This is a genomic window from Variovorax sp. 05T418 (assembly GCF_056396385.1).
In genome coordinates this window covers 235,996-256,302 of record NZ_JBFTLJ010000007.1, presented here as the reverse complement: position 1 = coordinate 256,302, position 20,307 = coordinate 235,996, and the positions used below count along the sequence as shown (strand labels likewise).

Sequence of the window (20,307 nt, the reverse complement as noted above, 5' to 3'; positions counted from 1 at the left end):
TCCATGACCGGCAAAGTTCGCACCCGCATCGCTCCGTCTCCCACCGGCTTCCTCCACCTGGGCACGGCCCGCACCGCGCTCTACTCGTGGGCCTATGCACGCCATCACGGCGGCGAGTTCGTGCTGCGCATCGAGGACACCGACGTGGCCCGCTCCACGCAGGACTCGACCGACCAGATCCTGGCTTCGATGCACTGGCTCGGCCTGGACTACGACGAAGGCCCCATCTACCAGATGCAGCGCCTGGAGCGCTACCGCGAAGTCATCGCACAGATGCTCGCGGCCGGCACGGCCTATCACTGCTACTGCACGCCGGCCGAGCTCGATGAAATGCGCGAGGCGCAGCGCGCGCGCGGCGAGAAGACCCTGTACGACCGCCGCTGGCGCCCCGAGCCCGGCAAGACGCTGCCGCCCGTGCCCGAAGGCGTGCCGCCGGTGGTGCGCTTTTGCAATCCGCCCGAAGGCGACGTGAGCTGGAACGACCTCGTCAAGGGCGAGATCACCATCAACAACCGCGAGATCGACGACCTCATCATCCTGCGTCCCGACGGTGTGCCCACCTACAACTTCGCGGTGGTGGTCGACGACTGGGACATGGCCATCACGCACGTGTTCCGCGGCGACGAGCACATCAACAACACGCCGTGGCAGATCAACATCTTCCGCGCGCTTGGTGCGCCGCTGCCTGCGTTCGGCCACGTGCCGGTGATCCTGGGCGACGACGGGCAGAAGCTCTCGAAGCGCCGTGGCGCGGTGAGCGTCACCGCCTATGAAGAGAACGGCTACCTGCCCGAAGCCATGCTCAACTACCTGGCGCGCCTGGGCTGGAGCCATGGCGACGACGAGCTCTTCACGCGCGAGCAGATGGTGAGCTGGTTCGACGGCTCGCACCTTTCGAAGAGCCCGGCGCAATGGGATGCCGCGAAGCTCGCGTGGGTCAACGCGCAGTACATCAAGGCCAAGCCCGACGCGGAGCTTGCACCGCTCGTGGCCGCGCAGCTGAGTAAGCGCGGCATCGAGGCCGACGATCGGCTGCCCGCCATTTGCGCGCTCTTCAAGGACCGCTGCGAAACCACGGTCGCGCTGGCCGACTGGGCCGCCGCGTTCTACACGGACGTGGCGCCGAGCGAAGCCGACCTCGCGCAGCACGTGACCGATGCAGTGAAGCCCGTCATCGCAACGCTCGCCGAGAAGCTCGCGGGCGTGGCATGGGAAAAAGTTTCGATCGCCGCGGCCATCAAGGAAGTCCTGGCCGCGCATTCGGTGAAAATGCCTGTGTTGGCGATGCCGGTTCGCGTCCTCCTGATGGGAACACCGCAGACGCCATCCCTCGATTCGGTGCTCGCCATCTTTTCTCGTGAAAAAGTTATCGAGCGTTTGAAAAGGGCCTGATTTTTCGGTCTATAATTTGAGGCTCGACAGCGACGCAGGGTGATTCTGAAAAGAAAAGCCTGAAAGTCAAATGGGGGTATAGCTCAGCTGGGAGAGCGCTTGCATGGCATGCAAGAGGTCATCGGTTCGATCCCGTTTACCTCCACCATCAAAGTGTCGAGAAGATAAGTGCTGATCGCAGCACGGTTCCTAAGGTTTTGACCCTATCGTCTAGAGGCCTAGGACACCACCCTTTCACGGTGGCTACCGGGGTTCGAATCCCCGTAGGGTCGCCAGTTTCGCGCAAGTGAAGCAGGCACAAGTCGTCAGCACTTGGCTCCGCAAGGAGTGAACGTTGTCTACCAGGAGTGGTAGTTCAGTTGGTTAGAATACCGGCCTGTCACGCCGGGGGTCGCGGGTTCGAGTCCCGTCCACTCCGCCAGTCAAAGAACGGGTTGCATCAGAAACGGTGCAACCCGTTTTTCTTTGGGCTGCACGCACACGCGCTATGCGTACGAGCGCGCGATGCCGCCGGGAGCCGGATCCCGGCTTCCGCCCAGTCTCGCCTGCAGGATGGCCAGCAGCGCCAGCACCGGCAGGGCCAGCTCCAGGATTTCCTCGAAGCTGTGCATCAGGTAGCTGCGAAAGGCCGCGGAAGAAGAACCCACGGCGAGCAGGTCCGGCTGCTGTCCGGCGAGCGAAGCGGGCAACTGGTCGAGGATGACCGCGGCCCCGATCACCGCAACGAAGGTCAGCGAGGTGGCGGCTTCCGGGCGCCATTGGCGCCAGGAGCGCATCGCGCGGCTGGCCGACCATGCGCGCCTGGCCAGCCATCCGGCGGCGGCCGCAATGAGCGTGAGGATGGCCGCACCGGCAAGCACCCGCGGAAGGGGCGCTTCGAGCAGGCCGGCGGCGCCGAAATGCGCCAGGTGCCAATCCGCCTCGCGCGCTGCAAAGGCAAGAAGCAGGACGCCGATGGCCGTGCGGTCCAGGCGCGAGAGAGAGGCCATGCGAACCATCGGCAGGCAAAGCACCGCGGCCAGGTACAAGAGCACCGTGCCTTTCTCGACCGGCCCGTCTTCTTCCAGCATGCCCGGCCCGACCACGCCGGGTGTATTCGATCCGACCCAGGCGGCAACGAGCACGAATACCATCACCAGGCATGGGCCGGCCCTGCCGTCGGCCAGGGCGCGCAACGGCCGCGCCAGGGCTGCTGCAGCCTGGGGCGTGAGCCTCGGCGCAATCGCCTGCATCGCAAACAGCGCCGCGGCAATGGCCGCACCCAGCAGCGCACCCGCCGCGACATCGAACGGAAAATGAATGCCGACATGGATGCGAGCCCAGCCCGTGGCCACGGCGGCGGCAAGAATGACGAGCCCGACGTCGCGCATCGGGCGCCGCAGCAGCAGCATGAAGGCCATGGTGAACATCACCGAGGCATGCGTGCTGGGCAGTCCCGCGCGCAGGCCGTGGGGAACATGCGCAGGGCTCAGTCCCATCATGAAGGGGCGCGGCATGCCCACGGAGGCGGCGATCTCCTGCGAGACCAGGGAAGCCGCTCCTCCGGCGGCCAGCACCGCCAGCACGCAAGGCCGCTGCGCAACTCGCCGCCACGCGGCCCAGGCCAGAACCGCTGCGCATGCCCACGACGAACCCAGCGCGATGGCCGAAGCCAGCTGGAGCACCGCGGGCGAGGGCGCAAAGCCCGCCGCGAGTGCATCGAAGAGCGCGAGATTCAGCGGATGCATCCTTTTTGATTCACTTTCCTTGCGGGTTCGGGCCGTCCACGCGAACGGCGTGGCCGCATCGTAAAACGAGCTTCGCCACGCGGGTGTGACACGACGCTTCTTCTTCGGTCTCGATCGATCAATCGACGCGCTCGACGCCGCACCAGCGCGCCATGAACACCGCCAGCACGGCGCTCACCTGCACCAGGCTGTCGATGGAAACCCACTCGTCGATGCCGTGGATGCTGGAGCCCGTGGGGCCGTAGCAGACCGCGGGCGTCTGCCCATAGATGTTGAAGAACTTCGCGTCCGTCGTGCCCGTGAAGGCCGTGGGTTCGAGCGGCTGCCCGACGATGTCCTGGTGGCACTTCGAGAGCTCGGAGACGATCGGCGAATCCAGGCCGAGGTCGAAGCCGTCGGCCTGGAAGCCTTCGTAGATCAGCCGGTAGCGCAGGCTCTCGCGGGCCGGATGCGCAGCGTAGGCGGCGGCCAGCACGGCCTCGACCTCGGCCTTGGCGCGGGCCACGTTCATGTCGGGATAGAAGCCGATGCGAATGTCGCTGCGGCAGGCCGAGGGCACCGACGAAGCCCACTCGCCGCCCTGGATCTTTCCGAGGTTGAAGTTGATCGGATGCGCATGGTGCGCGTAGCTGCGATAGCGGTTGGCGGGCTCGTTCCAGCGCTGCTCGAGCTTCTTGAGTTCAGAGAAAAGGTACAGCGAGAAGTCGATCGCGCCGACACCGGTCTGGGCCACCGAAGCATGCACCGGCTTGCCCAGCACCTCGAGCGCGAACCACAGCACGCCCATCTGGCAGGTCATCACGCCGCCGAGCGGCTCGGGGATGATGGCCGCGTCGGCGCGATAGCCCTCGACCAGGCAGGCCAGTGCGCCGTTGCCCGTGCACTCCTCTTCCACCACCGACTGAAAAAACACCGGCGATGCCGGTTCGAGCCCGAGCGACTGCAACGCCGCATACGCCATCGTGTAGGCCGCAATGCCTGCCTTCATGTCGGCCGCGCCGCGGCCGTAGAGCCGGTCTCCCTCGATCACGGGTTGGAAGGGCGGGTGCTTCCAGAGCAGCTCGGCGCCGGTCGGCACCACGTCGATGTGGCCATTGAAGATCAGCGATCGGCCCTTCTGCGGCCCGCGGGGTCGGTGAATGCCCACGACGTTGGTGCGCCCTTCGTACGGCACGATGGAGGGCGAGTAGCCCGGATGCTGGCGGATCTTCTGCTCGTCGATCTCGAACTGGTGCACGCGCAGGCCCAGCTTCGTGAAGGTCTCGGCCATGAAGGCTTGCGCGCCTTGCTCGTGTCCCAGCAGCGAAGGATGCGCAACGAGCTGCTCGAGCATTCGAACGGCCGGCGCGCGCAGCGCGTGGGCGGCCTCCACGATGGCGGCTTCGGTGATCCGGTCTTCAGTGGGCTGGGGCATGGGGTCGGGGCCGCCTGCGTTGGCGGCGCTGGAAGAAGGAGCTTCATTCTTCCACGCCGCGCAGGCGCCGCCGCAGCCGCGGGTGGCCGGGCTGCAGGTGCCATGCCGACAAGGTAGTTTCCCCACGCCGGGCCCTCGTTCGCCAATGGCTCGACTTCGCGTAGGCCGTTTTCCCAAGTCGGCTCCAGCGGTATTTTGCCGTCTTAGCATGGCTGTTCGAACAGGCTGCCGAGGGCCGCGAAAGAAGAAAGCGCCTCGGCCTTTCCATCGTTCCAGCCAGTAAAGGAGAGCGTCATGCGATCCATCCAGTTCAGAAACCTTGCGCTCGCGTGTGCCGTTGCAGTGGGCGGCGCCGCGGTGGTGGGCTGCACCACCACGCGGCCCCAGGACCATGCCAGCACCGCTTCGTCGCGTGCATCGATCGATGCCCAGGTCGACGCCGCACTGTCCAAGTTGTACGACTCCGTCAAGGGCTCGCGCGAGGTCGTCTCCTCGTCCAGCGGCGTGCTGGTGTTTCCTGCCGTGGTCGGCGCCAGCATGGGCATCGGTGCCGAATACGGCCGGGGCGCGCTGCGCGTGAACGGGCGCACCCAGGCCTACTACAGCACCACCGCGGGCTCGATCGGCTTCCAGGCCGGCGCGCAGTCGAAGGCCGTGATCTATGTGTTCACCACGCAGGCCGCGCTCGACAAGTTCCGCAACAGCAAGGGATGGACGGCGGGCGCCGATGCCACCGTGGCCGCCGCAACCATGGGCGCGAACGGCAGCATCGACACCAACACGCTGCGCCAGCCCGTGGTCGGCTTCGTGCTGACCAACGTGGGGCTCGAGGCGGGCGTTTCGCTGTCGGGCGCGAAGATCACGGAGATCCGGCTGTAGCCAACTGCGCCCGCAGTTCGGCGACTTGCCTGCGCAAGCCGTCGTTCTCGGCCGTCAGTTCGGCCACGCGCCGTTCCAGCATTTGAACGGCGTCGAGCTGCTGCCCTGCGGGCTGGTCGGCCGTGTCCGATTCGGCCGATGCCTCGCGCGGCTTGCGCCTGGCCTCGCGCACCCGCTTGGCGGCCTGCCTGAGTTCGTCCTTGCCCGCGTTCGCCGCCGAGACCTGCTCTTCGGCAGGCAGGCTGGCCACGGCCGCCGCCGTGTTGATGGAGATCACGCCAGACTTGACGGCCGCCACCAGCTCGGGTGCGGCCTGCTTCTGGATCTTCTCGATCATCACGACCTGGTTGCTGCTCAGGCGCGCGGCCCTCGCGATGGCTTCGCGGCTGCTCAAGGGAGCGGGCGGGGGCAGGGCCGCGGCGCTCTCGGCGGGCGATTCGGCAGCGGGCGTGTCGGCGTCGAAGGGCGCGCCGTCGTCGGGCCCAGCCGTCTCGGCCAGCGCACGCGCACGGCGCTCGTCGACGATGTCCTTCTTTCTGAGCGCCAGCACGCCGCGCAGGAAGTCCGAGATGCTGCGCCGGCCGAGGTGCTGGTCGATCATCCACAGGTGCACGTCCTCGATGGTCTTGAAGCGCGTGTTCTGCACCGTCTGGAACGGCAGCCCGTGCTTCTGGCAGATGCCGTAGCGGTTATGGCCGTCCACCAGCACATCGCCCCACAGCACCAGCGCGTCGCGGCAGCCTTCGGTGAGGATGCTGCGTTCCAGCGCTTCGTGCTCCTCCGGAGTCAATGGATCGATATAGGCTTTGAGTTCTTCGTTGACGACGATGTTCATGGGGACGGGATCGGAGAGAGGGGCGGAATTCTAGATGCGGGGTGGGCCAGATCATCCTGCCGTCATGCAAGCGCTCCACCATCGATGAGCGGACCGGCCGATTTCCGGCGCCCCCCTGTCTCGCTTTTGCGTGCTCGAACGTCTAATGGATATGGAGCAAGAAGAGGTCGGGACATCGGGTTTTTTTGTACCCACAAGTAGTAATAATTCTCATTTGTATTGAAAACTTCAGGAGCACCGCCTTCATGTTGATGTGTCTGCATCCTCCCCGACCTTCTCCCGGGCGGTCCGCGCCCCGCCTCGCATGATGCGAGAGCCGGTCGACAGCGCGCTGCACCTTTCGGAGCCCACGCTCGCGGAGGTCTTCATCGCGAACCGTGCCCAGCTCCTGCGCGTGGCGCGAAGAATCGTCCGTACTGCGGAGCTGGCCGACGATGTGGTGCAGGACGCCTACCTCAAGATCACCGACGGCCCTTGCGTGCGCAAGGCCGACCGGCCGATCGGCTATTGCTGCCAGGTGGTGCGCAATGTCGCGCTCGACTGCTGCCGGCGCCACACCGTCGAGGCCAACTACCGCACTTTCGATGTCGATGTCGAAGCGCTCGACGTCGCCGGCGCGCCCACCCCCGATCGCCTGATGCGCGAACGCCAGGCGATCCAGGCCATCGACAAGGTGCTCGCAGGGCTCCCTGCGCGCACGCGCCTGGTGTTCGAGCTCTACCGGCTCGAGGGCCTCACCCAGCGCGAGATTGCGCAGCGCCTGGGATGCGCGCTCGGACTGGTGAACGGCCTGATTGCCGAGGCAGCGCTGGCGATCAAGGAATGCGGCCGCCTGCTCGAGGACGACTGAGCCTTCGCACGCTTGCGGGATTGGTGTAGGGTAAAAGCCTTAACTCCCGCGCGGCGTGCCGATGTACTGTCGCGTGATGCATCACACCCTTCACGCATGACACAAGAACAGGACGATCCCATCTGGAGCACCGCATGGCAGTGGGTGCAGCGCGAGCACGACCACGAGCGCTTCGATGCCCCGGCGCGTGCCGAGATGACGGCCTGGCTTCTTGCCGATCCGCTGCACCGCAAGGCCTACGACAGAGCCGCCCGGCTGTGGCTGCTGGCCGGACTGGTGCCTCCGGCCGCCACAGAGGAGTGAACAGATCGCGTCCTGAAACGTCTTGTTGATCAGGAGCGATGAGATGGCCGCCTGGCCACCTGATCGCCTTTCACCCTGTTCAACCGCACAAGGACGCACCCATGTCGACGAGCTGCTTCGATCGCGAAGACGAGACCTTCATCGTTCTGGTCAACCACGAAGACCAGTACTCCATCTGGCCCCACTGGAAGGCCGTGCCGAAGGGCTGGACAGCGGTCGAGGGCGTCAAGGGCGACAAGAAGACCGTGCTTGCCCACGTCGAGCAGAACTGGACCGACATGCGTCCCCGCTCGCTGCGCGAATGGATGGCGCAGCAGAACCCGGCGACCGGAACTGCAGCCCAAACCACGGCTGGCTGACGCGCATGGACGCGAGCGTCTCGCTGCTGTGCCTGCCTTGTGCGGGCGCCAGCGCAACGATGTACCTGCGCTGGCGGCGGCTGCTGCCGCGCTGGGTCCACATCGTGCCCGTGGAGTTGCCCGGCCGCGGTGGCCGGCTGTCCGAGCGGCTGGTCCGGAACTTCGATGAGCTCGTCGCGCAGGTCTGCGCGGAACAGGCCGAGGCGCTGCGCGGCAACTTCGCGATCTTCGGCCACAGCATGGGATCGTTGCTGGCCTACGGCATCACCCGCCGGCTGCGGTCGATGGGGCGCCCGCTGCCGCTTGCGCTGCTGGCTTCCGGCAGCTGCGCACCTTCGCGGCGCGATCCCGCGCGCTTCGCCGGCAAGACCGATGATGCATCGCTCGCGGCCGAGTTGCGCAAGCAGGGCGGAACGCCCGAAGAAGCCTTCGCAAGCGCGGAACTCATGCGGATCACGCTCGACATGCTCGGTGCCGACTACCGCGTGTGCGAGAGCTTCCGGTACCGCGAAGAAGAAGCGCCGCTGCCCATGCCCGTGCATGTCTTTGCCGGGCGCGAGGACGACATCGACGCGGCATCCGTCCATGCATGGTCGGCCGAGGCGGGCGGTGTCTTCACGCTCGACTGGTTCGACGGCGGCCACTTCTTCATCCGGCAGCACGAAACAGCATTCCTGGCCGCACTCATCGAGCGGCTTGGCCAGGCCGTTGCAGGAGAGCGCCATGCGCCCCGTGTCCTGGCCTGACCCGCTCCCCGCAGGCATCGAGGTCAACCGCCTCGACCTCGACCTGGACGCCGATGTCTCGGCCGAGCGCCAGCTGCTGGCACTCGACGAGCGCGCGCAGGCCGACAGGTATGCGCGCAGCGCCGACCGCGTGCGCTTCACCGCCACGCGCGCGGCCCTTCGCGGCCTGCTTGCCCGGCGCGTGGGCTGCCAGCCGGCCGATGTGCGGTTCGCAATGGGCCCGCACCGCAAGCCCTTCCTCGACGTGGCCGGCGGCGATGCGCCGCTCTTCAACGTCACGCACTCGGGCGCCCATGCGCTCATCGCGCTCGCCGATCCCCGCGTGGTGAGCGCCGTGGGCATCGACATCGAGGCCTGCAGGAGCGACGTCGATATCGAGGCCGTCGCTTCGCTCGCCTTCACCGGCAGCGAACGCCGCGCGCTGCAGGAAGCCGGTGACCCGCTGCAGGCCCTCTACAGCCGCTGGGTGGGCAAGGAGGCGGTGCTGAAAGCCGTCGGCGTCGGCGTGGCCGAGCACCTTCAATCCATCGGCATCCATCCCGGTGCGCAGGGGCGATACGTCCTCGAATGCGCCGTTCCCGAATGGTCCGGCCTTCACGCCGTGGCGCTCGATGCGCCCACGGGCTATGCCGCCGCGCTCGCGTGGCGTGCCAAGGAATCGACATGAATGAAACGCTCACCCGCTTCGTGCGCAGCAAGGCGCCCGCCGGCTCCGACCTGCCCGTCCTCATGACGCCCGCGCATGCCGGCGAAGACCTGCTCTCGGCCGTGCAGCGCCTGCGTCCGCAGATCGAGGAGTCGCTGCTGCTTGCCGGCGGTGTGCTGCTGCGCGGCTTCTCGGTGCCGGCAGTGGAGACCTTCCAGCAGTTCGCCTCGTCGTTCGGCCATCCGCTGCTGAAGTACGAGTTCGCCTCCACGCCACGCTCCGCGGTGTCGGCCTCCACCGGCGCAGGTGTCTACACCTCGACCGAATACCCGGCGCACCAGAGCATTCCGCTGCACAACGAGCAGGCCTACACGCGCGAGTGGCCCATGAAGATCTGGTTCCACTGCGTGACCGCATCGCCCGAAGGCGGCGAGACGCCCATTGCCGACAGCCGCGCGGTCTACCGCCGCATGCCCGGGCACATCCGTAAGCGCTTCGAGCCCGGCATCCTGTACGTGCGCAACTTCGGCGAGATGGACGTGCCATGGCAGAAGGTGTTCAACACCGAAAGCCGCGCCGAAGTCCAGGCCTTCTGCGAGCGCTCGGGCATTGCGTGGGAATGGAAGGACGACGACGGCCTGCGCACCCGGCAGCTTTGCCAGGCCGTGGAGACGCATCCCGCGACCGGCGAGCAGGTGTGGTTCAACCAGGCCCACCTGTTCCACATCTCCGCGCGCGAAGCCGAAGAGCGCGAAGTGCTCGAAGAAATCTACGGCATCGAGAACGTGCCGCGCAACACCTTCTTCGCCGATGGCTCGACCATCGGCGACGAAATATTCGACGAGGTGCGCGCCGTGCTCGATGCGGAGACGGTGGCCTTCCGGTGGGAGGAGGGCGACGTGCTGATGCTCGACAACATGCTGGTGGCGCATGCGCGCTCGCCGTTCAAGGGGCCGCGCAAGGTGATCGTGGCCATGGCCGAGCCGCACGGCAATCTGGGCCGCTTCTAGAACCGCAGGGAGTCCGCAAGATGGAAAAGAACACACAGGCGCAGCAGGCGCCGATCTCGCCGCGCCCAACGAATTTCGTGGCGCACCTTCGCGCGCTGGCCGACGCGCGGCGCGACGACATCTGGCTCACCGTCGTGAGCGCGGTGGATGGCACGGAGCGCGCAGAGCCGATCAGCTACGGCACCTTCGAGCGCCGCGTGCGCGCGCTCGCGGCCCGGCTGCAGCAGCAGTTCGCCAAAGGCGAACGCGCGCTCGTCATGCTGGACAACGGCGACCACTATGCGGTGAGCATGCTGGCCTGCTTCTACGCGGGCGTGATTGCGGTGCCGGTGTTCCCGCCGGAATCGGCGCGCCCGCAGCACCTCGCACGGCTGACCGGCATTGCCGCCGATTCGCAGGCGCGCTGCGTGCTGACGTGCGAGGCCATGGCGCGCGCGATGAATGAAACGAGCGCCGGCCTGCGCCAGTTCGGCGAAGCGGACATCGTTGCCGTCGACAGCGTGGACATCTCGCTTGCCGATGCATGGACGCCCTTCGAACCGGCGGGCAGCGACGTCGCCTTCCTGCAATACACCTCGGGCTCCACCTCGACGCCCAAGGGCGTGATCGTGACGCACGGCAACCTGATGGCCAACGAAGAAGCGATCCGGCGCAGCATGGGTGTCGGCCCGGGCGACAGCTTCGTTTCGTGGGCGCCGCTCTATCACGACATGGGCCTGATCGGCGGATTGCTGCAGCCGCTCTACAGCGGCATTCCGCTGGTGCTCACGTCGCCGCGCTATTTCCTGGAGCGTCCGGTGCGCTGGCTCGAACTGATCTCGCGCCATCGCGCGACGCTCAGCGGCGGCCCCGACTTTGCCTACCGCCTGTGCCTGGAACGCGTGAAGGATGCGCAACTGGCCCCGCTCGACCTGTCGAGCTGGCGCGTGGCCTACACCGGCGCCGAACCCGTGCGCGCCGACACGGAAATCGAGTTCATCTCGCGCTTCACATCCGCGGGCTTCGATGCGGCAGCCGTCTATCCCTGCTACGGCCTTGCCGAGGCGACGCTCTTCGTCACCGGCGGACGCCGTGGCGGCGGCCTGGTCGCGCCCACGTTTTCCGCCGCCGGCCTCGCCAGCGGCACGGGAACGCCTGCGGACGAAGGCACGGCGCTGGTCGGCTGCGGCGACGTCGCGCCCGGCCATCGCATCGAGATCGTCGATGCCGAATCGCTATCGGCCGCGGCCCCCGGAAAGATCGGCGAGATCTGGACCTGCGGTCCGAGCATCGGCCACGGCTACTGGGGCAAGGAGCGCGAGACCCGTGAGACCTTCGTCGAGCGGGACGGCCAGCGCTGGCTGCGCACCGGCGACCTCGGCTTCATGCACGAAGGCCAGCTCTACGTGACCGGCCGCATCAAGGACCTGATCATCGTTCGCGGCCACAACATCTACCCGCAGGACATCGAGCGGCTCATCGAGGCCGAGGTCGATGCGGTGCGCAAGGGCCGCGTCGCGGTCTTCGCCACGCAGGGGCCGGGCGGCGAAGGCATCGGCGTGGCCGCCGAGGTGTCGCGCAGCATGCAGAAGCTGGTGCCGGCCGCGGTGCTGGTCGATGCGCTGGGCGCCGCTGTGAGCGAAGTGTTCGGCGAGACCTTGTCGGCCGTGCTGCTGCTCAACCCCGGCGGCATGCCCAAGACCACCAGCGGCAAGCTGCAGCGCAGTGCCTGCCGTGCGGCCTGGCTCGACGGCAGCGCCGATGCCTATGCCGTCTACCAGCACGGCGCCTTCGTGCGCGGAGGCCCGATCGAGGCCGTTGCCGAGGCACCCCTCGACGAAGTCGAACAGGCCGTCGCCGCCATCTGGCGCGAGGTCTGCAAACACGGCGACGACCGCCCGCTTGGCCGCGATGCCCACTTCTTCAACCGCGGCGGCAGCTCCCTCACCGCCACGCAGGCGGCCGCGCGCATCGGCGCGCGCTGGCAGATCGACTTTCCCGCGCGCAGGCTCTTCGAGCAACCGCGCCTTCGCGACTGCGCGTCGGCCATCCGCGAACTGCAGCGGCAGGGCGTGCGCCCGCAGCCCGCGCCCATCGCCGTGATCCCTGCGGAGCGCCGGCTGTTGCCGCTGCCGCTCTCGCACGCGCAGGAGCGCCAGTGGTTCCTCTGGCAGATCGATCCATCGAGTGCGGCCTACCACGTGAGCGGCGCGCTACGCCTGGCCGGCGCGCTGCGGGTCGATGCCCTGCAAGCAGCGCTCGACGATCTGGTGGCGCGCCATGAATCGCTGCGCACGGTCTTCAGCGCCGGTGCCGATGGCAGCGTGGAGCAATGGATCAGGCCGGGCGGCTCCGTGCCGCTGTCGCTGGTCGACCTGCGCGGCGCCGAGGGTGAAGCCGATGCCCGATTGGACGAAGCCACGCGGCGCCTCAAGGCCGAGCCCTTCGACCTCACGCAGGGCCCGCTGCTGCGCGCCGCGCTGATCCGCACCGCCAACGAGGTGCATGTGCTCGCCGTGGTGATGCATCACATCGTGTCCGACGGTGCCTCGATGCAGTTGCTGATCGACGAACTGGCCGCAGGCTACGCCGCGCACCTGAAGGGCGACACGGTGCGCCTGCCCGCGCCGCGCATCCAGTACGCCGACCATGCGCTCTGGCAGCGCGAGTGGCTGGCGGCGGGCGAGGGCGAGCGGCAACTGGCCTGGTGGCGCACGCAGCTCGGCGACACGCACACCGTGCTCGAGCTGCGCACCGACCACCCGCGCAAGCCGCAAGCCGGCTACGGCGCTGCGCGCCACGCCTTCGAGCTTCCGGCGAGCCTGCTCGCGCAGCTGCGCAAGGCCGCGGACGGCGGTGGCGCCACGCTCTTCATGGTGCTCCTGGCCGGCTTCCAGGCGCTGCTGCACCGCTACACGGGCCAGGAAGACATCCGCATCGGCGCACCGTTTGCCAACCGCAACCGCGTGGAAGCCGAAGGCGTGGTCGGCCTGTTCGTCAACACGCTGGTGCTGCGCAACCCGATCCATGGCCGCCTCGGTGCATCGCGCGTGCTGGCGCAGGCGCGTGACGCGGTGCTGGGCGCACAGGCGCACCAGGATGTGCCCTTCGAGCAACTCGTGCAGATGCTGCAGCCCGAGCGCAGCCTGAGCCGCACGCCGCTGTTCCAGGTGATGTTCAACCACCTGTTCGAGGACTACCGCTCGCTCGGCCAGCTGCCCGGCATCACCGCGCAAGACCATGCGCTGCCCGATCTCGCGGCGCAGTTCGAGCTCACGCTCGAAGCGCGCGAGCGGCCGGGCGGCCAGCTCTCGCTCGCCCTGATCTACGCGGCCGAGCTGTTCGAGCCCGACACCATGGCGCGCATGGCCGGCCACTATGTCGCGATCCTGCAGGCGCTGGCCGAGCGTCCCCATCAACCCATCGGCGACATCGAACTGCTCGGCGCGCCGGAACTGGCCCGGCTCGCGCAGTGGGGCGTGAATGGGCATCGCGAGCCGCAGCCCGAGCCCGTGCACCGCATGATCGAGCGGCAGGCCCGCATGCAGCCCGATGCCACTGCGCTGCTGTTCGCGGATGAGGCGCTTGGCTTTGCGGAACTGAACCGCCGCGCCAACCGCCTGGCGCACCGGCTGATCACGCTGGGCGTGAAGCCCGAGGTGCTCGTGGGCATCGCGATGGAGCGCTCCGTCGAGATGGTGGTCGCCATCCTGGGCGTGCTGAAGGCGGGCGGCGCCTATGTGCCGCTGGACCCCGAATACCCCGCCGAGCGCCTGGCCTACATGGTGCAGGACAGCGGCATCGGCCTGCTGCTCACGCAGCGCAGCCTGGTCGATTGCGTGCCCGACCGCCGTGCCTTGACGGTGCTGGAAGTCGATGCAGCCGATTTCAGCGCCGAGCCCGAGAGCGATCTGCAAGTCGGCCTGCACATCGAGAACCTCGCCTACGTGATCTACACCTCGGGCTCCACCGGCAAGCCCAAGGGCGCGGCCATCCGCCACAGCGCGCTGCACAGCTGCATGGCGTGGATGCAGGGCATCTACAAGCTCACGCACGCCGACACCGTGCTGCACAAGGCGCCCTTCGGCTTCGACGTGTCGGTGTGGGAGCTGTTCTGGCCGATGAGCTCGGGCGCGCGGCTGGTGGTGGCCAACCCCGGCGATCACCGCGACCCGGCGCGCCTGGTCGAGCTGATCCAGCGCCACCAGGTCACCACGCTCAACTTCGTGCCCTCGATGCTGCAGGCCTTTCTCGCGCACAAGGGCATCGAGGCCAGCACGCGCCTGCGCCACATCATCTGCGGCGGCGAGGCAATGCCGGCCGAGACGCAGAAGGAAACGCTCGAGCGCCTGCACGGCGCGGGCCTGCAGAACCTCTACGGCCCCACCGAGGCCACCATCCACGTCACGCACTGGGCCTGCCGCCTGTATCCCGATGACAGCGGCCAGAGCCAGGTGCCCATCGGCAAGCCGATCAGCCACACCAGCACCCACGTCCTGGATGCCGAACTCAACCTCGTGCCGCAGGGCGTGGCGGGCGAGCTGTACCTGGGCGGCGTCAGCCTTGCGCGTGGCTACCTGAAGCGTGCCGGCCTGAGCGCCGAGCGCTTCGTGGCCGATCCGTTCGACAGCGCTGGCGGCGGGCGGCTCTACCGCACCGGCGACCTCGTGCGCTGGAACGGCGAAGGACAGCTGGAGTACCTGGGCCGCATCGACCACCAGGTGAAGATCCGGGGCTTTCGCATCGAGCTTGGCGAGATCGAGGCCGAGCTGCTGGCGCAGCCCGCCGTGCGCGAAGCCGTCGTGGTCGCCAGGGACGGCCCGGCCGGCGCGCGGCTCGTCGGCTACCTCGCGCCGCATGCGGGCGAGGCCATCGACACCGCGGCGCTGAAAGAGCGGCTTGCGCAGGTGCTGCCCGACTACATGGTCCCGCGCGCCTTCGAGGTGCTCGATGCACTGCCGCTGAACGCCAACGGCAAGGTGGACCGCAAGGCGCTGCCCGAGCCGGCCCTTGCCGGCGGCCAGGCCTACGAGGCGCCGCAGGGCCATGTTGCGCAGACGGTGGCCGCGGTGTGGTCCGAGGTGCTGCAGGTCGCACAGGTCGGCCTGAACGACAACTTCTTCGACCTGGGCGGCCACTCGCTGCTGCTGATCCGCGCGCACCGGCTGCTGGAAGACCGGCTGCACACCGCCATCCCGGTGGTCAATCTCTTCAAGTACCCCACCGTCCAATCGCTGGTCCAGTGGCTGGAGCAGGCGCCCGCGCGCGCCGCCGCATCGGCCAGCGCGGCCGCGGCGAGCGACGACCGGGCGCTGCGCCAGCGCGCCGCCATGCTTCAACGCCGCAAAGCGGCAGAGAGAGTCAACTGATGTCCCACCCCTTCGAATCCTCCGAGCCGAGCGGCATCGAGATCGCCATCGTCGGCATGGCCGGGCGCTTTCCGGGCGCCGGCGACGTGGACGCCTTCTGGCGCAACATCCGGGACGGCGTGGCCTCGGTCTCCCGCTTCAGCGACGAGCAGCTGCGCGCGCAAGGCGTGCCGCAGTCGCTGCTGGACGATCCCGACTACGTGAAGGCCGGCGTGATGTTCGAGGGCTTCGACAAGTTCGATGCCGGTTTCTTCGGCTACTCGCCGCGCGAGGCCGAAACCCTCGACCCGCAGCAGCGCATCTTCCTGGAATGCGCCTGGGCCTCGTTGGAACATGCGGGCTGCGACGCCGCACGCTGGCCGGGCAAGGTCGGCGTGTATGCGGGCGAGGGCGCCAACGTGTACCTCATCCGCAACCTGCTGCCATCGTTCGGCCTTGGCGCGGCGAGCGGCATCGCCGACCTGCTGGGCCTCATGAGCGGCAACTCGGGCGGCTCGCTGTGCACCCGCGTGTCGTACAAGCTCGACCTGCGCGGTCCCGCGGTGACGGTGCAGACCGCCTGCTCCACGTCGCTCACCGCGGTCCACACGGCCTGCCAGGCGCTCCTGAGCCACGACTGCGACATGGCGCTGGCCGGCGGCGTGTGGCTCAACCTGCTGCAGGAAGGCGGCTACCGCTACCAGGCCGGCGCCATCCTCTCGCCCGACGGGCACTGCCGCGCCTTCGACGCGAAGGCGGCCGGCACCGTCATCGGCAGCGGCGCGGGCATCGTGGTGCTCAAGCGGCTGGACGACGCGCTGCGCGACGGCGACACCATCCATGCGGTCATCAAGGGCAGCGCGGCCAACAACGACGGCGCCGCCAAGGTCGGCTTCACGGCGCCCAGCGTGGACGGCCAGGCCGAGGTGATCCGTGCGGCCCAGCTCATCGCGGGCGTGCCGGCGGACACCATCGGCTACATCGAGGCGCACGGCACCGCGACCACGCTGGGCGACCCCATCGAACTCGCCGCGCTCGCGCAGGCCTTTCGCGCCGAGACCGAGCGCCGCGGCTTCTGCGCCGTGGGTTCGGTGAAGACCAACATCGGCCACCTGGATGCCGCGGCCGGCGTGGCCGGGCTCATCAAGACGGTGATGGCGCTCAAGCACCGCATGCTGCCGCCCAGCCTGCACTACGAGAGCCCGAACCCGCAGATCGATTTCGCGTCCAGCCCGTTCTACGTCAATGCGCAATTGCGTGCATGGCCTGAAGGCAAGGCGCCGCGCCGCGCGGGCGTGAGCTCGTTCGGCATCGGCGGCACCAACGTGCACGTGGTGCTCGAAGAGGCGCCGGCCGTTGCCGCGGCACAGCCTGCTTCCGGCTGGCAGGTGCTGCCCGTGTCGGCAAAGGACGAAGCCGCGCTGGCGGAGGGCCGATCGCAGCTCGCGGCGCATCTGCAGGCCCATCCGGAGCTGGCGCTGGGCGATGTGGCCCACACGCTGCAAAGCGGACGCCGCCCCTTCGCCTGGCGCAGTGCCGTGGTGGCCAACCAGCCGGCGATGGCCTCCGAGATGCTGGCTTCGCCGATGCTCCCGTCGTCGCGTGCGCCCGCCGCTGCGCCCGAGGTGGTGTTCCTGTTTCCCGGCGGCGGCACGCAGCATGCACGCATGGGCGAGGCGCTCTATCAGCACAGCGCCGTGTTCCGCGAAGAACTCGACCGCTGCGCTGCGCTGCTGAAGGCCGGCTGCGGCATCGACCTGCTCGCGCTGGTGTTCCCGGCCGATGGCGACGAAGCCGCGGCGAACGAGCGGCTGTTCCGCATGGAATACGCGCAGCCCGCGCTGTTCGCCGTCGAGTACGCGATGGCGCGCTGGTGGATGAGCTGCGGCGTGCAGCCCGCGCTCATGCTCGGCCACAGCCTCGGCGAATACGTGGCGGCCTGCCTGTCGGGCGTGTTCTCGCTCGAAGACGCGCTGCGCATCGTCGCCGCGCGCGGCCGCCTGATGCAGACGCTCGCGGCGGGCGCGATGACGGCGGTGTCGCTGCCTGAATCGGCGCTGGCCCAATTCCTTCGCGACGGCTGCGACCTGGCCGCGGTGAACGGCGAACAGCTCTGCGTGCTGGCCGGCCCGTTGGACGCCATCGAGCGCGCCGAAGAAGCGCTGCGTGCGCGCCAGCAACTGCCGCGCCGCCTGCATGTGGCCATCGCCTCGCATTCGAGCCTGGTCGATCCCATCGTGGCCGAGCTGGAGCAGCTGATCGCCTCGCTGCCGCGCCATGCGCCGCGCATTCCCTTCCTGTCGAACGCGACGGGCCGGCCGATCACCGGAGCAGAGGCGACCAGCCCCGCGTACTGGGGCCGCCACCTGCGCGGCACCGTGCGCTTTGCCGAGGGCTTGCGCGAGATCTTCGCCGCGCCGGGCCGTGTGCTGCTCGAGGTCGGCCCCGGCGAAACGCTCGCGAGCCTCGCACGCCAGCATCCGCAAAGCCGCGAGGCCGCGGGCATCTGGGCGAGCCAGGTGCACCCGCAGCAAACGGCGCGCAACGCCCAGCAGCTGGCCGTTGCCGTGGCGGGACTGTGGACCGCGGGCGTCGACATCGACTGGGTGGCCTGCCGCGCGGAAGGCGCAAGCCGGCGCCGCGTGCCGCTGCCCACCTATGCCTTCCAGCGCAAGCGCTTCTGGATCGAGGCGGGCGAGGCTGCGCAGCCTGCGAAGAGCACGGCGCCGAACCTCTTCTACGCGCCCCTCTGGGAACGCAGCGCGCCGCTTTCGCCCGCTGAAAAGCAGGGCGAGCGCGCAGGTTGCGCGCTGGTGCTCGGCGATGCGAACAGCTTCACCGACCGGCTCGCGCGCACCCTGCGCGAGCGCGGCGAAAAGGTGGTGCTGGCCTTGCGCGGACCGCGCTTTGCCCGCATCGCGCCGGGCCAGTACGCCCTGCGCGCGGGCGAGCGCTCCGACCACGAAGCGCTGCTGCGCGAGGTCAAAGCCGAAGCCGGGCCGGTGCTGCGCCTGCATCACCTGTGGAGCCTGGACGGCGACCGGCCCGCGGCATCGCAGGCGCAGGTCTTCGAGGCCGGCTACTTCAGCCTGCTCGCACTCGCGCACGCGCTCGATGCGGTGGGTACCGCAGGCCGCGGAACCCTTGCGCTCACCGTCGTCACCGACCGCGTCGAAGACGTTGCCGGCACCGAGCCGCTCGCACCCGAGAAGGCCACGCTGCTCGGCCTCGCGAAGATCCTGGGCCAGGAGTACCCATCGATCGCCTGCCGCGTCGTGGACGTGGTGCTGCCCGCGCCCGAGAGCGCGGCCGAGGCCGAGCTCGCGCGCCGCGTGGCCGACGAAGCATGGGCAGCGCCAGACGAATTCCTGGTGGCCTACCGCGGGCCGCATCGCTGGCGGAAGCGCTATGCGCCGCTGCCCGATGTGCCTGCGCCCGCCGCAAGGCAGCGCCTGCGCGAAGGCGGCGTCTACCTCATCACCGGTGGCATGGGCGGCGTCGGCTTGGCGATGGCGCGCTACCTGAGCCGCACCTGGAAAGCGAAGCTCGTGCTGCTCGGCCGCACGCTCCTGCCTGGGCGCGGCGATTGGGAGCGCCTCGTTGCGGACGCCGGCCAGCCCGTGGCGCTGCGGCGCAAGCTGCAGCAGCTGATCGATCTCGAAGCGGACGGCGCCCAGGTGCTGCCGGTGGCCGCCGACGTCAACGATGCCGCGCAACTGTGCGCGGCCCTCGCCGCCGTGCATGCGCGCTTCGGTGCGGTCCACGGCGTGGTGCATGCCGTCGTGCACCCCGACCGCGGCATGATCGCCCAGCGCACGCCGGCGCTGGTCGAAGCGGCCTTCGCGCCCAAGATCGCGGGCACGCTCGCGCTGCTCGATGCGCTGCGTGCCGAGCCGCTGGACTTCGTGCTGTTCTGCTCGTCGATCTCGGTGCTCATCGGCGGCCTCGGCCGCAGCGACTACGCCGCCGCCAATGCCTACCTGGACGCACTGGCCACGGCCGGCCGCCGCAGCTCGCCGCTGCCGCTGTTCTCGGTCAACTGGGATGCGTGGCGCGACGTTGGCGTGGCGCTCGACATGGACCTGCCCGAGGGCGTGGGCCTGGACGAACGCACCGGCGTGCTCGCTTTCGAGCGCATTGCCAACGGCCCCGACCTGCCGCAGACCATCGTGTCCGTCTCGCCGCTGGCGCCGCGCCTCAGGCCGCTCGACGACCTGTTCGATTCGCTCGACGACGCGCCCGCGGCCGAGGTGCGCAGCGGCCATTCGCGCCCAGTGCTGCAGACGCCGTATGCCGCCCCCGAAAGTGAGCTGGAAGATGCGCTCGCCGGCTTCTGGAGCGATGCACTGGGCATCGTGCCCGTGGGCGTGCACGACAACCTGTTCGAGCTGGGCGGCGATTCGCTGCTCGCCATCCGACTGCTGGCCCGCGTACGCAAGGCCTACGGCGTGGAGCTGCATCCCGCCGCGTTCTTCAAGGCGCCGACCATCGCCGAGCTCGCGACCCTGGTCGAGCTGCGCCTGATCGAGGACATCGAACGCGAAGCCGAAACCGCAGAAACCACCGAAGACAGCGCACCATGAGCGAAGCCCAGAATCTTTCCGAACGGCGCGCCAGGCTGACGCCCGCGCAACTGAGCCTGCTGCAACAGCGCCTGAGGCGCGACGCGGCCCCGGCGCCGGCGCATGCGGCGATCGTGCGCGACCAGGACGATGGCGCCGCCCCCGTGTCCTTCGCGCAGCAGGGGCAGTGGTTCCTGTGGCAGCTGAACCCGGGCAACACCGCCTATCACGTCGGCGGCGGGCTCGGCTTCTCCGGG

Annotated in this window: 14 protein-coding genes and 3 tRNA genes (1 of these 17 only partly in view); 14 read left to right on the top strand and 3 right to left on the bottom strand. The window is 68.8% G+C overall.

Annotated elements, in window-relative coordinates:
• The first annotated feature begins 3 nt into the window (after positions 1-3).
• From gltX to AC1DMS_RS16695, 4 genes are all read left to right on the top strand, one after another.
• Positions 4-1,392, top strand: a complete 1,389-nt coding sequence (gltX, locus tag AC1DMS_RS16710; RefSeq protein ID WP_478181434.1) for a glutamate--tRNA ligase — start codon at positions 4-6, stop codon at positions 1,390-1,392.
• Between the two features lie 72 nt (positions 1,393-1,464).
• A tRNA-Ala gene (locus AC1DMS_RS16705) sits at positions 1,465-1,540 on the top strand.
• A gap of 51 nt (positions 1,541-1,591) precedes the next feature.
• Positions 1,592-1,667 (top strand) — tRNA-Glu (locus tag AC1DMS_RS16700).
• Between the two features lie 69 nt (positions 1,668-1,736).
• Positions 1,737-1,813 (top strand) — tRNA-Asp (locus tag AC1DMS_RS16695).
• Positions 1,814-1,877: 64 nt separating this feature from the next.
• On the opposite strand, the gene AC1DMS_RS16690 is transcribed toward AC1DMS_RS16695, so the two are convergent.
• Both AC1DMS_RS16690 and AC1DMS_RS16685 read right to left on the bottom strand, forming a co-directional pair.
• A complete protein-coding gene (locus tag AC1DMS_RS16690; protein ID WP_478181433.1) occupies positions 1,878-3,119 on the bottom strand; it encodes a phosphatase PAP2 family protein in 1,242 nt (413 codons plus the stop codon).
• 118 nt (positions 3,120-3,237) lie between these two features.
• Positions 3,238-4,533 (bottom strand): ArgE/DapE family deacylase, encoded by a 1,296-nt coding sequence (locus tag AC1DMS_RS16685; protein WP_478181432.1) that lies wholly within the window; start codon positions 4,531-4,533, stop codon positions 3,238-3,240.
• A gap of 294 nt (positions 4,534-4,827) precedes the next feature.
• Here AC1DMS_RS16685 and AC1DMS_RS16680 point away from each other — a divergent pair, with 294 nt between their 5' ends.
• Positions 4,828-5,412 (top strand): BPSL1445 family SYLF domain-containing lipoprotein, encoded by a 585-nt coding sequence (locus AC1DMS_RS16680; protein ID WP_436311379.1) that lies wholly within the window; start codon positions 4,828-4,830, stop codon positions 5,410-5,412.
• Here the strand turns inward: AC1DMS_RS16680 and AC1DMS_RS16675 are convergent.
• Positions 5,393-6,247 (bottom strand): ParB N-terminal domain-containing protein, encoded by an 855-nt coding sequence (locus tag AC1DMS_RS16675; protein WP_478181431.1) that lies wholly within the window; start codon positions 6,245-6,247, stop codon positions 5,393-5,395. The two genes, AC1DMS_RS16680 and AC1DMS_RS16675, sit on opposite strands and share 20 nt — an antisense overlap.
• 304 nt (positions 6,248-6,551) lie before the next feature.
• Between AC1DMS_RS16675 and AC1DMS_RS16670 the strand changes: the two genes are divergently transcribed.
• The 9 genes from AC1DMS_RS16670 to AC1DMS_RS16630 form a co-directional block, all read left to right on the top strand.
• Positions 6,552-7,097, top strand: a complete 546-nt coding sequence (locus AC1DMS_RS16670; protein ID WP_478181430.1) for a sigma-70 family RNA polymerase sigma factor — start codon at positions 6,552-6,554, stop codon at positions 7,095-7,097.
• A gap of 96 nt (positions 7,098-7,193) precedes the next feature.
• Complete coding sequence (locus tag AC1DMS_RS16665; protein WP_478181429.1) at positions 7,194-7,400, top strand: DUF4880 domain-containing protein; 207 nt, start codon at positions 7,194-7,196, stop codon at positions 7,398-7,400.
• A gap of 101 nt (positions 7,401-7,501) precedes the next feature.
• Positions 7,502-7,759, top strand: coding sequence for an MbtH family protein (locus AC1DMS_RS16660; RefSeq protein ID WP_015866528.1), 258 nt, complete (start codon positions 7,502-7,504; stop codon positions 7,757-7,759).
• 5 nt (positions 7,760-7,764) lie between these two features.
• Positions 7,765-8,505, top strand: coding sequence for a thioesterase II family protein (locus tag AC1DMS_RS16655; RefSeq protein ID WP_478181428.1), 741 nt, complete (start codon positions 7,765-7,767; stop codon positions 8,503-8,505).
• Positions 8,483-9,172, top strand: a complete 690-nt coding sequence (locus AC1DMS_RS16650) for a 4'-phosphopantetheinyl transferase family protein (protein ID WP_478181427.1) — start codon at positions 8,483-8,485, stop codon at positions 9,170-9,172. Before AC1DMS_RS16655 ends, AC1DMS_RS16650 begins: the two co-directional genes overlap by 23 nt.
• Positions 9,169-10,161, top strand: a complete 993-nt coding sequence (locus tag AC1DMS_RS16645; RefSeq protein WP_478079358.1) for a TauD/TfdA family dioxygenase — start codon at positions 9,169-9,171, stop codon at positions 10,159-10,161. The genes AC1DMS_RS16650 and AC1DMS_RS16645 overlap by 4 nt, the downstream gene beginning before the upstream one ends.
• Before the next feature lie 20 nt (positions 10,162-10,181).
• A complete protein-coding gene (locus AC1DMS_RS16640) occupies positions 10,182-15,509 on the top strand; it encodes an amino acid adenylation domain-containing protein (protein ID WP_478181426.1) in 5,328 nt (1,775 codons plus the stop codon).
• Entirely contained in the window at positions 15,509-20,071 is a 4,563-nt protein-coding gene (locus AC1DMS_RS16635; RefSeq protein ID WP_478181425.1) for a type I polyketide synthase, read from the top strand. Before AC1DMS_RS16640 ends, AC1DMS_RS16635 begins: the two co-directional genes overlap by 1 nt.
• Positions 20,068-20,307 carry the 5' portion of an amino acid adenylation domain-containing protein gene (locus AC1DMS_RS16630; RefSeq protein ID WP_478181424.1) on the top strand. The gene runs 3,093 nt beyond the window's last position, so the window shows 240 of its 3,333 coding nt (coding positions 1-240); the start codon lies at positions 20,068-20,070; its stop codon lies beyond the right edge, outside the window. Before AC1DMS_RS16635 ends, AC1DMS_RS16630 begins: the two co-directional genes overlap by 4 nt.